The organism is Amnibacterium endophyticum, assembly GCF_042680685.1.
Lineage (GTDB): Bacteria > Actinomycetota > Actinomycetes > Actinomycetales > Microbacteriaceae > Amnibacterium > Amnibacterium endophyticum.
In genome coordinates, this window is sequence record NZ_JBHUEA010000007.1 from 16,374 (window position 1) to 28,814 (window position 12,441).

11 protein-coding genes are annotated in these 12,441 nt (G+C 73.9%); 6 read left to right on the plus strand and 5 right to left on the minus strand.

What is annotated here, in order from left to right; translation table 11 throughout:
• Window positions 1-7 precede the first annotated feature (7 nt).
• A complete protein-coding gene (sucC, locus tag ACFSBI_RS05940; protein WP_377933010.1) occupies window positions 8-1,171 on the minus strand; it encodes an ADP-forming succinate--CoA ligase subunit beta in 1,164 nt (387 codons plus the stop codon).
• A gap of 116 nt (window positions 1,172-1,287) precedes the next feature.
• Here sucC and ACFSBI_RS05945 point away from each other — a divergent pair, with 116 nt between their 5' ends.
• Entirely contained in the window at window positions 1,288-1,800 is a 513-nt protein-coding gene (locus ACFSBI_RS05945) for a MarR family winged helix-turn-helix transcriptional regulator (RefSeq protein ID WP_377933011.1), read from the plus strand.
• A gap of 100 nt (window positions 1,801-1,900) precedes the next feature.
• Here ACFSBI_RS05945 and ACFSBI_RS05950 read toward each other — a convergent pair whose 3' ends face one another.
• The 3 genes from ACFSBI_RS05950 to ACFSBI_RS05960 form a co-directional block, all read right to left on the minus strand.
• Window positions 1,901-2,320 carry a GNAT family acetyltransferase gene (locus ACFSBI_RS05950; RefSeq protein ID WP_377933013.1) on the minus strand — a complete coding sequence of 140 codons (420 nt, stop codon included), beginning with the start codon at window positions 2,318-2,320 and terminating at the stop codon, window positions 1,901-1,903.
• A 139-nt stretch (window positions 2,321-2,459) separates the two neighbouring features.
• On the minus strand, window positions 2,460-4,775 hold the full coding sequence (locus ACFSBI_RS05955) for an ATP-dependent helicase (protein ID WP_377933015.1): 2,316 nt from the start codon (window positions 4,773-4,775) through the stop codon (window positions 2,460-2,462).
• A 13-nt stretch (window positions 4,776-4,788) separates the two neighbouring features.
• The gene (locus tag ACFSBI_RS05960; RefSeq protein WP_377933017.1) at window positions 4,789-5,703 is read right to left on the minus strand and encodes a glycerophosphodiester phosphodiesterase family protein; all 915 of its coding nucleotides are present in this window, start codon (window positions 5,701-5,703) and stop codon (window positions 4,789-4,791) included.
• Between the two features lie 135 nt (window positions 5,704-5,838).
• Between ACFSBI_RS05960 and ACFSBI_RS05965 the strand changes: the two genes are divergently transcribed.
• Together ACFSBI_RS05965 and ACFSBI_RS05970 are read left to right on the plus strand one after the other, a co-directional pair.
• Window positions 5,839-6,621, plus strand: coding sequence for a Bax inhibitor-1/YccA family protein (locus ACFSBI_RS05965; RefSeq protein ID WP_377933019.1), 783 nt, complete (start codon window positions 5,839-5,841; stop codon window positions 6,619-6,621).
• A 172-nt stretch (window positions 6,622-6,793) separates the two neighbouring features.
• Window positions 6,794-8,056, plus strand: a complete 1,263-nt coding sequence (locus ACFSBI_RS05970; RefSeq protein WP_377933022.1) for a GDSL-type esterase/lipase family protein — start codon at window positions 6,794-6,796, stop codon at window positions 8,054-8,056.
• A 12-nt stretch (window positions 8,057-8,068) separates the two neighbouring features.
• Here the strand turns inward: ACFSBI_RS05970 and guaA are convergent, their stop codons facing one another.
• Window positions 8,069-9,685, minus strand: a complete 1,617-nt coding sequence (gene guaA, locus ACFSBI_RS05975; RefSeq protein ID WP_377933023.1) for a glutamine-hydrolyzing GMP synthase — start codon at window positions 9,683-9,685, stop codon at window positions 8,069-8,071.
• Between the two features lie 94 nt (window positions 9,686-9,779).
• Here guaA and ACFSBI_RS05980 point away from each other — a divergent pair, with 94 nt between their 5' ends.
• From ACFSBI_RS05980 to ACFSBI_RS05990, 3 genes are read left to right on the plus strand one after another with little or no spacing between them, the layout of a single operon-like run.
• Window positions 9,780-10,439: an NUDIX hydrolase gene (locus ACFSBI_RS05980; protein WP_377933025.1), complete on the plus strand. Its 660-nt coding sequence runs from the start codon at window positions 9,780-9,782 to the stop codon at window positions 10,437-10,439.
• A complete protein-coding gene (locus tag ACFSBI_RS05985; RefSeq protein ID WP_377933027.1) occupies window positions 10,436-11,902 on the plus strand; it encodes a purine-cytosine permease family protein in 1,467 nt (488 codons plus the stop codon). Before ACFSBI_RS05980 ends, ACFSBI_RS05985 begins: the two co-directional genes overlap by 4 nt.
• Entirely contained in the window at window positions 11,899-12,438 is a 540-nt protein-coding gene (locus tag ACFSBI_RS05990) for a cysteine hydrolase family protein (protein WP_377933028.1), read from the plus strand. The genes ACFSBI_RS05985 and ACFSBI_RS05990 overlap by 4 nt, the downstream gene beginning before the upstream one ends.
• Window positions 12,439-12,441 lie beyond the last annotated feature (3 nt).

Below are 12,441 nucleotides of genomic sequence, written 5' to 3' on the forward strand. Positions count from 1 at the left end.
TCCTCGATCAGTGGGCGGCGAGCTCGGCGGCCCGGTCGGCGGCGGCGTCCATCGTGTCGACGACGGTCACGAGCGGGTGCGCGGCCTCCGCGAGGATGCGGCGCCCCTCCTCGACGTTGTTGCCGTCGAGACGGACGACGAGCGGCTTGTCCGCCTCGTCGCCCAGCTTGCCGAGCGCGCCGACGATGCCGTTCGCGACCGCGTCGCACGCCGTGATGCCGCCGAAGACGTTCACGAAGACGCTCCTCACCTGCGGGTCGCCGAGGATCACGTCGAGCCCGGCCGCCATCACGTCGGCCGACGCACCGCCGCCGATGTCGAGGAAGTTCGCCGGCCTCACGCCGCCGTGCTTCTCCCCCGCGTAGCTGACGACGTCGAGCGTCGACATCACGAGGCCCGCGCCGTTGCCGATCACGCCCACCTCGCCGTCGAGCTTGACGTAGTTGAGGTCGTGCTCCTTCGCCTTCGCCTCGAGCGGGTCCACGTCGCCCGCGTCGGCGAGCGCCTCGTGCTCCGGGTGGCGGAACGCCGCGTTGTCGTCGAGCGTCACCTTGCCGTCGAGCGCGATGACCTCGCCGGTCTCGGTGAGCACGAGCGGGTTCACCTCGACGAGCGTCGCGTCCTCGTCGCGGTACACGCTCCAGAGCGCCTCGAAGACGGGGGCGACCTTGTCGACCAGCTCCTCGGGGAACTTCGCGGCGACCGCGATCTCGCGGGCCTTCTCGGCGGTCACGCCCTCCAGCGGGTCGACCTCGATCCGGGCCAGCTCGTCGGGGCGCTCCACCGCGAGCTCCTCGATCTCCATGCCGCCGGAGTAGGAGGAGAGCGAGAGGTAGCTGCGGTTCGCCCGGTCGAGCAGCACCGAGAAGTAGAACTCCCGGTCGATGCGCGCGCCGGCGGCGATCATCAGGCGCTTCACGACGTGGCCCTTGATGTCGAGGCCGAGGATGGCGCGAGCCGCCTCCTCCGCCTCGTCGGGCGACTTCGCGACCTTGACGCCGCCCGCCTTGCCCCGCCCGCCGGTCTTCACCTGCGCCTTGACGACCGTCACGCCGCCGAGGCGCTCGGCCGCCGCACGGGCGTCCTCCGGCGTGTCGGCGACGACGCCGGCGAGGACCGGTACGCCGTAGCGCTCGAACAGATCACGGGCCTGGTACTCGAAGAGGTCCATCGACGCGCCTCATCTCCCTCGTGTCGCGGAACGGACCGACCCTACCGGGGGCTCATCGCGCGCTTCCTGACGCGGGACCGTTGCCGCGTCAACCCCGGCGGGGTTACGGTTCGAAGGTGGCGGGAGAGCTGACCAACGGCGAGGCGTCGACCTGGCGGCTCATCCAGCGCCTCGCGGACCTCGCGACCGGCATCGTCGAGCAGCAGATCCGCAGCGCGGCCGACCTGTCGACCGCCGAGTTCGAGGTGCTGCGCTGCCTGGTCGCGGCGCCCGACGGCCAGCTGCGGCAGGCCGAGCTCGCCGCGGGCCTCGGCTGGGACAAGAGCCGCCTCTCGCACCAGCTGACGCGGATGGAGCACCGGGAGCTGCTGGAGCGCCAGAAGTCCGGCCGGATCCACGCCGTGACGGTCACCCGCTCGGGCGTGCAGAAGTTCGAGATGGCGGACGGCGCCCACGTCGCGGCCGTGCGCATGCTGCTGCAGGAGCACCTGTCGACGGCGGAGCGCGAGGCCCTGCAGCAGACCGCCGTGCTCGAGGAGCCGGTGCCGGCCGTCACGGCCCGGGAGGAGACGGCCTCCCCCGAGCGCACCGCCGCGTCGCGCCCCGCGCTCCGCGTCCGCACGACCTGACGCTCCCCTCCGGCCGCCGCGTCCCGCCGCCCGACGACGAGGCGCTGAGGCGGCGCCACGGCGAGCGCTTCCTGCTGACGCACTCGCCCGGCGGCGGGGATCAGTCGTCGGGGATGAGGCGCTTGCCGAGCCCGACGGCGGCGTCCGCGGTGTAGCCGAGGCGCTCGTAGAAGGCGGTCACGGCCTCGTTGCCCGAGCGCACCAGCACGTTGGTCTTCGGGCAGCCGAGCGCGAGCAGGCGCGCCTCCACCTCCGCCATCAGCAGCCGGCCGATGCCCGTCCCCTGCCGGTCCGGCGCCACCGCGACGTAGTAGACCCAGCCGCGGTGCCCGTCGTAGCCGGCCATCGCGGTGCCGACGAGCGCACCGGCGTCCTCGGCGACCAGGAACAGGTCGCGCTGCACCCGCTTCTTGCGGTCGATGTCGCGGTGCGGGTCGTTCCACGGGCGCACCAGCCCGGCGGCGCGCCAGAGCGCGACGACCGCGTCCTCGTCGGCGTCGGCGAACGGCCGGATCAGCATGCGACCGCGGGCCGGGGTGGTCCCTTCGAGGGCCTCAGGACACCGCTCGAGGCTCGCTGCGCTCGCACCTCGACCAGCGGGAGGGGTCGCTGCGCTCGCACCTCGACCAGCGGGGCGGGCGGGGCAGGCGGTCTCGGGGTCACAGCTTCGTGATCGGGGCGACCTTGATCAGCAGGCGCTTGCGGCCGGCGGTGTCGAACTGCACCTCCGCGATCCGCTTCGCGGCCACGCCGGTGACCGCGCTGACCCGCCCCTCGCCGAAGTCGTCGTGGCGGATGCGGTCGCCCGGCGCGAGCTCCAGGTCCCCGTTGTCGCGGACCCTGCCCGTGACGCGGTTCGCGCCCCAGTCGGCCTTCGGCCGCTCCGCCGCCGCGCCCGCCCCGGAGGCCGAGGAGGAGCCCCAGGCGAGGCTGCCGGCCACCCGCCCTCCGGCGCCCGGCCCCGTCATCCCCGGCGACTGCCGCCACTCGATCAGGTCCGCCGGCACCTCGGCGAGGAAGCGGCTCGGCGCGCTGACCGACGTCTCGCCGTAGCTGTTGCGCGTCATCGCGAGCGACAGGTACAGCCGCTCGCGCGCCCGGGTGATGCCGACGTAGAACAGCCGCCGCTCCTCCGCCGCCCCGCCCGGCTCGTTCGCGCTCATCCGGTGCGGCAGCAGGTCCTCCTCGATGCCGGTGAGGAACACCGCCTTGAACTCGAGGCCCTTCGCCGTGTGGAGCGTCATCAGCGAGACCGTGCCGGAGGAGTCGTCGAGCTCATCGGCGGCGGCGACGAGCGCGGTCTCCGTGAGGAAGTCGATCAGCTGGCCGTCGGGGTTGTTCCGCTGGAACTCCTTCGTGACCGCGAGCAGCTCCTCGACGTTCTCCATCCGCGCCTCGTCCTGCGGGTCGCGGCTCGCGCGGAGGACGTCGATGTACCCCGACTTCTGCATCAGCAGCTTCAGGACGTCGAAGACCGGGATGGGCGCCATGTCCGGCTCGGGCGGCGCGGTCATCGCGGTCGCCTCGTCGAGCAGGTCGGACAGGTCGGTGATCGCCTTCGCGACCTTGGGGCCGAACCCGATCTCCTTCGCGTGGCGCAGCGCCGCGCGGAAGGTGATCCCGTTCCGCTCGGCGAACGAGGCGAGCTGGGTCTCGGTGGCGGGCCCGATGCCGCGCTTCGGGGTGTTCAGGATGCGCCGCACGGCGAGCGCGTCCGCGGGGTTCGCCACGGAGATCAGGTACGCCATCGCGTCCTTGATCTCGGCGCGCTCGTAGAACTTCGTGCCGCCGAGGATCCGGTAGGGCACGGCCGAGCGGATCAGGATCTCCTCGAGCGCGCGCGTCTGCGCGTTGGTGCGGTAGAAGACCGCCACCTCGCGGTACTCGGTGCCGTCGCGGTGCAGCTGCTCGATCTCGTCGGCGACGAACTGCGCCTCGTCGTGGCCGGAGTAGCCGGTGAAGCCGGTGATCTTCGCGCCCGGCCCGTCGGCTGTGAAGAGGTTCTTGGGCTTGCGGTCGAAGTTGTTCGCGATGACGGCGTTCGCCGCGTCGAGGATCGTCTGGGTGGAGCGGTAGTTCTGCTCCAGCAGGACGACGCGCGCCTGCGGGAAGTCCTGCTCGAACTCGACGATGTTGCGGATGTCGGCGCCGCGGAACGCGTAGATCGACTGGTCCGAGTCGCCGACGACGGTCAGCGAGGCGCCCGGCAGGTTCTGAGCGGGCTTCGTCAGCTCCCGGATCAGCGCGTACTGGGCGTGGTTCGTGTCCTGGTACTCGTCGACCAGGATGTGCCGGAAGCGCCGCCGGTAGGGCTCCGCGACGTGCGGGAAGGCGCGGAACAGGTAGACGGTCTGCGCGATGAGGTCGTCGAAGTCGAACGCGTTCGCCGCCTGCAGGGTGCGCGTGTACTCGCGGAAGATCGTGAGGAACATCGCCTCCTTCGGGTCGGCGAGGTTCACCTCCCGGCTGAACGTCTCCGCGTCCACCAGCTCGTTCTTCAGCTTCGAGATGCGGGCGCCGGCGTTCGCGACCGAGAAGCCGAGCACGTCGGCCTCGTGCTCCTTGATGATCCGCTTCAGCAGCGCGCGGGTGTCGCCGGAGTCGTAGATCGTGAAGCCGCTGGCGTACCCGAACACCTCGGCCTCGCGGCGAAGGATCCGCACGCAGGCCGAGTGGAAGGTCGAGATCCACATCCCGTCGGAGGCGTGCCCGACGAGCTGGCGCACCCGCTCGCGCATCTCGCCGGCCGCCTTGTTGGTGAAGGTGATCGCGAGCACCTGGCTCGGCCACGCCTCGCGCGTCTCGAGCAGCGAGGCGATCCGGTGCGTCAGCACCCGGGTCTTGCCGGACCCCGCGCCCGCGACGATCAGCAGCGCCGGGCCGCGGTGCAGCACCGCCTCCCGCTGCGGCGGGTTCAACCCGTCGAGCAGCGAGGAGGAGGTCGTCGGGAGGGACGTCTGCACCACCTGCACCATGATGCGTCCGATGTTAGGCGGGCCCTCCGACGGCGGCGCGGGCGCCGCCGAGCACGGTCCGCACGAGGTCCGGGTGGTCGGCGAAGACGCCGGTCAGCCCGGCGTCCGCCAGGCGTCGCCAGTGCGCCGCGTAGCGGCCGAACGGGCCGGCCGCGCGGCGGTGCGGCGGCAGGAAGCGGTTCTCGGGGCGCAGCGTCCAGGCCCACACGTCGAGGCCCCGCTCGCGGAGCGGGTGGACGACCCGCGGCCGCGCGAGATGGGTCCGCAGGCTCACGCCGGCGAAGCGCGCGAGCGCGGCCGGGTCGGCCAGGAGGGCGTGGTCGCGCAGGGGCCGGTGGCCGACCAGCGCCACCAGCGGATGGGGCAGGCCGTCGGCGGCGAGCGCGTCGAGGACGTCGTGCTCGAAGCTCTCCACCGTCACCGGCGGCAGGGCCGGAGCCGCGGCGAGCGCCTCCTGCAGCAGGGCGGGCAGCGGCAGCCCGAGCGCGGCGGAGCGGGCCGAGTGCTTCAGCTCGATCACGAGGCCGACCCCGCCGGCACGGGCGATCCCGAGGGCCTCGCCGAGCGTCAGGACGCCCTCGCGTCCGTCGTGGGCGGCGCTGCCGGGGCGCAGCCGCGGCAGCCGCTCCCTGGCGCGCAGGGTCCGCACCTCGGCCAGGGTCAGGTCCTCCGCGAACCACCCGCGCCGGCGCCGGCCGTCGACGACGCGGACCCGCAGCCGGTCTGCCAGCTCCGGCCGGCGCGCCGCGTCGGTGGTCCCGCTCAGCTCCGGCTCGTGCCGCACCACGAGCGCGCCGTCCGCGGTCGGCACGACGTCGACCTCCAGCGCCTCGGCGCCCTGCTCGATCGCGAGCAGCAGCGCGGACCGGGTGTGCTCGGGGCGGTAGCCGCAGGCGCCGCGGTGGGCGATGAGGAGCGGAGCGGGCACGCGCGCGAGGGTACGCCGGGTTCCGCGGATCCATAGGAAGCGCATAGCACGGCGGGCCGCGGCGCGCCGCCCGGATCCGTAGAATCTTGGGCCCGGCGCAGCCTGTGCCGGACCTCACGAGACGGAAAAGGAACCATGGCGAACCCCGCCCTCTCCAACAACCCCGCCTTCAAGAACGGCGACGTCGCCAGCGCGGTCGAGCTGCAGGACCTCTACGAGCGCCCGTCCGCCACCGGCTCCGAGATGGGCCGCATGACCTACGAGGACACCGCGGTCAAGACCGTCGTGCTCTTCGCGGTGCTGCTGGCGACCTCCGCGGTCGGCTGGTTCGTGCCGATCCTCGCCCTGCCGGGCGCCATCGTCGGCTTCGTGCTGGCGATGGTCAACACCTTCAAGCGCGAGCCGTCCGTGCCGCTGATCGTCGCCTACGCGGCGGCGCAGGGCCTCTTCGTCGGCGGCATCTCGGCGATCTTCAACACGCGCTGGGACGGCATCGTCGCCCAGGCCGTGCTCGGCACGTTCATCACCTTCGGCGTGACGCTCGCGCTGTTCGCGAGCGGCAAGGTCCGGGCGTCCAAGCGGGCGACCAAGATCTTCCTGATCGCGATGGTCGGCTACCTCGTCTTCAGCCTGGTCAACGTCGGCCTGCAGCTGTTCGGCGTCACCGGCTCCGCCGAGTTCGGCCTGCGCAGCTACCCGGTGTTCGGCGTGATCCCGCTCGGCGCCCTGCTCGGGGTGCTGGTGATCCTGATGGCGGCCTACGCGCTGGTGCTGGACTTCGACCAGATCCAGCAGGGCGTCCGCCGCGGCCTGCCGGCCAAGTACGGCTGGACCGGCGCCTTCGGCCTGATGGTCACGATCGTGTGGCTGTACGTCGAGTTCCTGCGGCTGATCGCGATCCTGCGCGGCAGCAACTAGCGCCACCGCCTCAGAAGGGGGCCGGGTCCCAGAGGGGACCCGGCCCCCTTCCGACGTCTCCGTGCACCGGATGCGCGGCGCACGGAGCACGTCGCCGCGTCGCCCGCCGGAACCGCCCCGCCCCGGCGACCGGCTCCATACGCTGACGCCCTCCCGCAACGAGAGGCTCCGCGTGACCATCCCCGATCTGCTCATCCCGATCGCCGCCCGGTGGGTGCGGCGGGTGCAGCGCGAGCTCGACCTCGTCCCGACACCGCTCGACTCGCCCCGCCGCTCCGTCGCCGGCCTGCGGGCGGACCGCGTGCTCCTCATCGGCAACGGCCCGGTGATCGGCTTCGGCGTGCGCACCCAGGCCCTGGCCCTGCCCGGCCACCTCTCCCGGCGCCTCGCGACCACGACCGGCCGCGGCGCCGTCGTGGACGTCGTCGCGGAGCGCGGGCTGCTCGTCGATCGCGTGCCGCGGCTGCTGCGGGAGCACCGGCTGTCGGAGTCCGACGCGGTCGTGCTCAGCGTCGGTGCGACGGACGCCGCCGCCCTGACGCCCGTCGACCGCTGGACGGCGGACCTCGAGCGCGCGCTCGACGAGCTGCTCGCCGCCGCCAGCGCGGGCACGGTCGTCGTGGTGCTGCCCGTCGTGCCGCTGCAGCGGACCCGCGGGACGGAGGGGCCGCGCCGGCTGCTCAGCGACCGGCACGCGGCGACGCTCGACCGGGCCACGCGCGACGTGTGCGCACGCCGCGGCGACGTCGTCCTGCTCGAGCCCGCCCCGGACGAGCGGGCACCCCGCACCTCCGGCGACTACGCCGCGCTCGCCGCACGGCTCGCCGCGACGCTCGCGCCCCGCCTCGACGCCCTCGCCGTCGCGGACTCGCCGTCGACCGCCCGACGCCGGCGCCGCGCGCCGGACCCCGAGCTGCTGCGGCAGCAGGCGGTCGACGCCTCCGGCCTCGCCGGCAGCGGCAGCAACGCCGTGCTCGAGCGCCTCCTGCAGCAGGCGCAGGACGTCTTCGGGGCCCAGGCGGCGGCCGTCACGCTGGTCGACGGGGACGACGTCGTGTACAAGGCCGCCGCCGGTCTCGACCGGCGCTCCGCACCGCGCGACATCGCGCCGTGCAACCGCGCGATCCGCCAGGAGGGCCCCTACGTCGTGCCGGACCTCGCCGGGCAGCCGCTCGCCGACGACGGCTGGCGGTTCTACGCCGGCCACCCGCTCGAGGCCCCGAACGGCTACCGGATCGGCACGCTGTGCGTCCTCGGCCGGACCCCGCGCCCGGACGACCTGAGCGCGCTGGAGCAGGTCGCGCTGATCGACCTCGCCGCTCGCGCCGAGGCGGAGCTGTGGCGCCAGATCGAGGAGGGCGCCGAGGGCGCGACGGTGCAGCGGGAGGTGCCGGCGCCGGGGGCTCCGACGCCCGCGGCGCTCAGCCGCGGCTGAGCGCCGCCCGCGTCACTCCCACTCGATGGTGCCGGGCGGCTTGCTCGTCACGTCGAGGACGACGCGGTTGACCTCGGCGACCTCGTTCGTGATGCGGTTCGAGATGCGGGCGAGCAGGTCGTGCGGCAGCCGCGTCCAGTCGGCGGTCATCGCGTCCTCGCTCGACACGGGCCGCAGCACGATCGGGTGCCCGTAGGTGCGCCCGTCCCCCTGCACGCCCACGCTGCGGACGTCCGCCAGCAGCACGACGGGGCACTGCCAGATCTCCTCGTCCAGCCCGGCCGCGGACAGCTCGGCGCGAACGATCGCGTCCGCGCGGCGCAGCGTCTCGAGCCTGTCGCGGGTGACCGCGCCCACGATCCGGATGGCGAGGCCGGGCCCCGGGAACGGCTGCCGCCCGACGATGACCTCCGGCAGTCCGAGCTCGCGGCCGATCGCGCGCACCTCGTCCTTGAACAGGGTCCGCAGCGGCTCGACCAGCTCGAACTCGAGGTCCTCCGGCAGTCCGCCCACGTTGTGGTGGCTCTTGATGTTCGCGCTGCCGGTGCCGCCGCCGGACTCGACGACGTCCGGGTACAGCGTGCCCTGGACGAGGAAGCGGACCGGCTCCCCCGACTCGGCGCCCTCCGCGACCACCTCGGCGGCCGCGCGCTCGAAGGCGCGGATGAACTCGCGGCCGATCGTCTTGCGCTTCGTCTCGGGGTCGGACACGCCGTCGAGCGCGGCGAGGAAGACGTCGGCGGCGTCCACGACCTTCAGGTTGACGCCGGTCGCCGCGACGTAGTCGCGCTCCACCTGCTCGGCCTCGTCCTGCCGCAGCAGCCCGTGGTCGATGAAGACGCACGTGAGCCGGTCGCCCACGGCGCGCTGCACCAGCGCGGCCGCGACGGCCGAGTCGACGCCGCCGGAGAGCCCGCAGACCACCCGCGCGTCGCCGACCTGCGCACGGATGCGCTCGACCTGCTCCGCGATCACGTTGCCCGGGTTCCAGTCTGCCCCGATCCCGGCCGCGGCGTGCAGGAACCCCTCCATCACCCGCTGGCCGTGCGCGGAGTGCCGCACCTCGGGGTGCCACTGCACGCCGTAGATCCCGCGCTCGGGGCTCGCGAAGGCCGCCACCGGCGTCGTGGCGCTCGAGGCGAGCACCGCGAAGCCCTCCGGGGCCTGCGTGACCGAGTCCCCGTGGCTCATCCAGACCGTCTGCTCGTCCGGCTGGCCGCCGAGCAGCGGGCCGTCCGTCGCGCCGTCCGCCAGCCGCACGGCGGTGGAGCCGTACTCGCGCGCCCCCGTCCTCGCGACGGTGCCGCCGAGCTGCTGCGCCATCACCTGGAAGCCGTAGCAGATGCCGAGCGCGGGCACCCCGAGCTCGAGCACGCCCGGGTCGAGGGAGGGCGCGCCGTCCTCGTAGACGCTGGACGGGCCGCCGGACAGCACGATGCCGGCGGGCTGCCGCGCCGCGACCTCGGCCGCCGTGATCGTGTGCGGCACGATCTCGCTGTAGACGCCGGCCTCGCGCACGCGCCGGGCGATCAGCTGCGCGTACTGCGCCCCGAAGTCCACCACCAGGACCGGGTGGGCCTCGCCGGGCGGCCGCTCGGGCGGAGGGACGGAGGAGTCGCTGCTCGTCACTCCTGCAACCCTACGGCGACCGGGATCGAGTCGGTCGCACCCGAAGTGCTAGGCTCGCGCGGGTTCGAGTCAGGCGCACACGAAGGGGCGGGCCATGACGGAGGCGCAGCCGGTCGCGGTCGCGGTGTCGACCGTGATCTTCGGCCTGCGCGAGGCGGACGGCGAGCCCGCGCTGCACCTGCCGCTCGTCCGCCGCGTGCGGGAGCCGCACCTCGGTCGCTGGGCGCTGCCGGGCGGACCCCTCGCCCCGGAGGAGTCGCTGCGCGAGGCCGCGCGCCGGAACCTCGCCGCCACCACAGGGCTCGACCCACGGCACCTCGAGCAGCTGTACACCTTCGGCGCGGTCGACCGGGGCGGTGCCGAGCGCCTCGTCTCGATCGTGTACTGGGCGCTCGTGCGGACCGACGAGGCCGACCGCACCCTCGACGACGTCAACGTCGCCTGGTTCCCGGTCGAGGCGCTGCCGCCGCTCGCGTTCGACCACGACGAGGTCGTCGGCTGGGCGGTCAAGCGCCTGAAGGCCAAGCTCGAGTACACCCGCATCTCGCACGCGCTGCTGCCCGAGGAGTTCACGCTCGCCCAGCTGCGCGAGGTGCACGAGGCGATCCTCGGCCGCCGCCTCGACCCCGCGAACTTCCGCCGCCGCGTCGAGGCCACGGGCACCGTGACCCGCACCGGCGGCCTCCAGTCCGGCGTGCGGCACCGCCCGCCCGCCCTCTACCGGTCCACCGCACGACAGGAGCTGCTCACATGACCGCCACCCAGCCCACCGCCTCGCCGGCGGCGCCCGCGGGCGTCGAGGCGAACGGCCTGAACACCATCGCGGAGTCGGAGCGGAGGGGACGGCCCCGCGACCTCTTCTGGCCGTGGTTCGCGGCGAACGTGTCGGTGCTCGGCATCGGCTACGGCTCGTTCATCCTCGGGTTCGGGATCTCGTTCTGGCAGGCGACACTCGTCGGGGTGATCGGCGTCGTGATCTCGTTCGCGCTCTGCGGCCTCGTCGCGCTCGCCGGCCGGCGCGGATCCGCGCCGACGATGCTGCTGTCCCGCGCCGCGTTCGGCGTCCACGGCAACCGCCTCGCCGCCGCGATCTCCTGGATCCTGCTCGTCGGGTGGGAGACCGCGCTGACCTCGCTCGCGGTGCTCGCGACCTCCACCGTCTTCACCGAGCTCGGGATCGACCTCGGGCCGGTGACGGGCGTCGTCGCCCTCGTGGTGGTCGCGGCGCTCACCGTCGGCGCCGGCGTGCTCGGCTTCGACGCGATCCTGCGGCTGCAGAAGTGGATCACCGTGATCACCGGCGTGCTCACGGTCGTCTACATCGCGCTGACCGCCGGCGACATCGACCTCGGCACCGTCGCGTCGCTGCCCTCCGCACCGGCGACGGCGGTGATCGGCGCCCTCGTGTTCGTCATGACCGGATTCGGCCTCGGCTGGGTCAACGCGGCTGCGGACTACTCCCGGTACCTGCCGCGCAGCGCCAGCGGCAAGGGCGTCTTCGGCTGGACCACCTTCGGCGGCGCGGTCGCGCCGATCATCCTCGTGGTCTACGGCCTGCTGCTCGCCGGCTCCTCCCCCAAGCTGTCGGAGGCCATCGGCGCGGACCCGGTCGGCGCGCTCACGACGCTGCTGCCCACCTGGTTCCTCGTCCCGTTCGCGATCGTCGCGATCCTCGGCCTGGTCGGCGGCAGCGTGCTGAACATCTACTCGAGCGGGCTCGCGCTGCTGTCCGCCGGCGTCCCGGTCCCCCGCTTCGTCGCGGCCGGCATCGACGGCGTGCTGGTGATCGCCGGCACGATCTACGTCGCCTTCTTCGCGCCGGACTTCGTGACGCCGTTCCAGAGCTTCCTGATCACCCTCGGGGTGCCGATCGCCGCCTGGTGCGGCGTCTTCGTCGCCGACGTGGTGCTGCGCCGGCGCCCGTACGCGGAGGCCGACCTGCTCACCGCCCGCGGCCGCTACGGCGCCGTGCGCTGGTCCGCGGTGCTGCTGGTCCTCGGCTCGACCGCGCTCGGCTGGGGCCTCGTGACGAGCGACACGCCAGCCTTCGCCTGGCAGGGCTACCTGCTGGGCCCCATCGGCGGGCGCACCGGCGCCTGGCAGTACGCGAACCTCGGCGTGCTGCTCGCGCTCGCGATCGGCTTCGTCGGCACGCTGCTCGCGACCCGCGGTGCGGTGCGGCGGCAGGAGGCCCAGCCGCTGCCGAAGCGCGCATGACCGGCGGGACGGCCCTCGTCGTCATCGACATGCAGCGCGTGTTCGCGGAGCCGGGCAGCGCGTGGGCCACGCCCGGCTACGCGGACGCCGCCGCGGGCGTCGCACGACTGCTGCCCGCCTTCGCCGGCCGCACCGTCTTCACCCGGTTCGTCGCGCCGCCCACCCCGGAGGGCGCCTGGGCGCCGTACTACCGCGCCTGGCCCGACCAGCTGCGGCCGGCGGACGACGCGATGTGGGACCTCACGATCGAACCGGGCGAGGCGCCGGTCGTCTCGGCCACGACCTTCGGCAAGTGGGGTGAGGACCTCGACGCCGCGACCAGCAGCGCCGAGCGGCTGGTGCTCGCCGGGGTGTCCACGGACTGCTGCGTGCTGTCGACCGCGCTCGCCGCGGCGGACGCGGGCCGCTTCGTGCAGGTCGCGGCCGACGCCTGCGCGGGGGTCTCGGAGGCGGACCACCGACGCGCCCTCGACGCGATGCGCCTGTACGCCCCGTTGATCGAGGTCGCCGAGGTGGGCGGACTGCTGCTTCCATAGGTC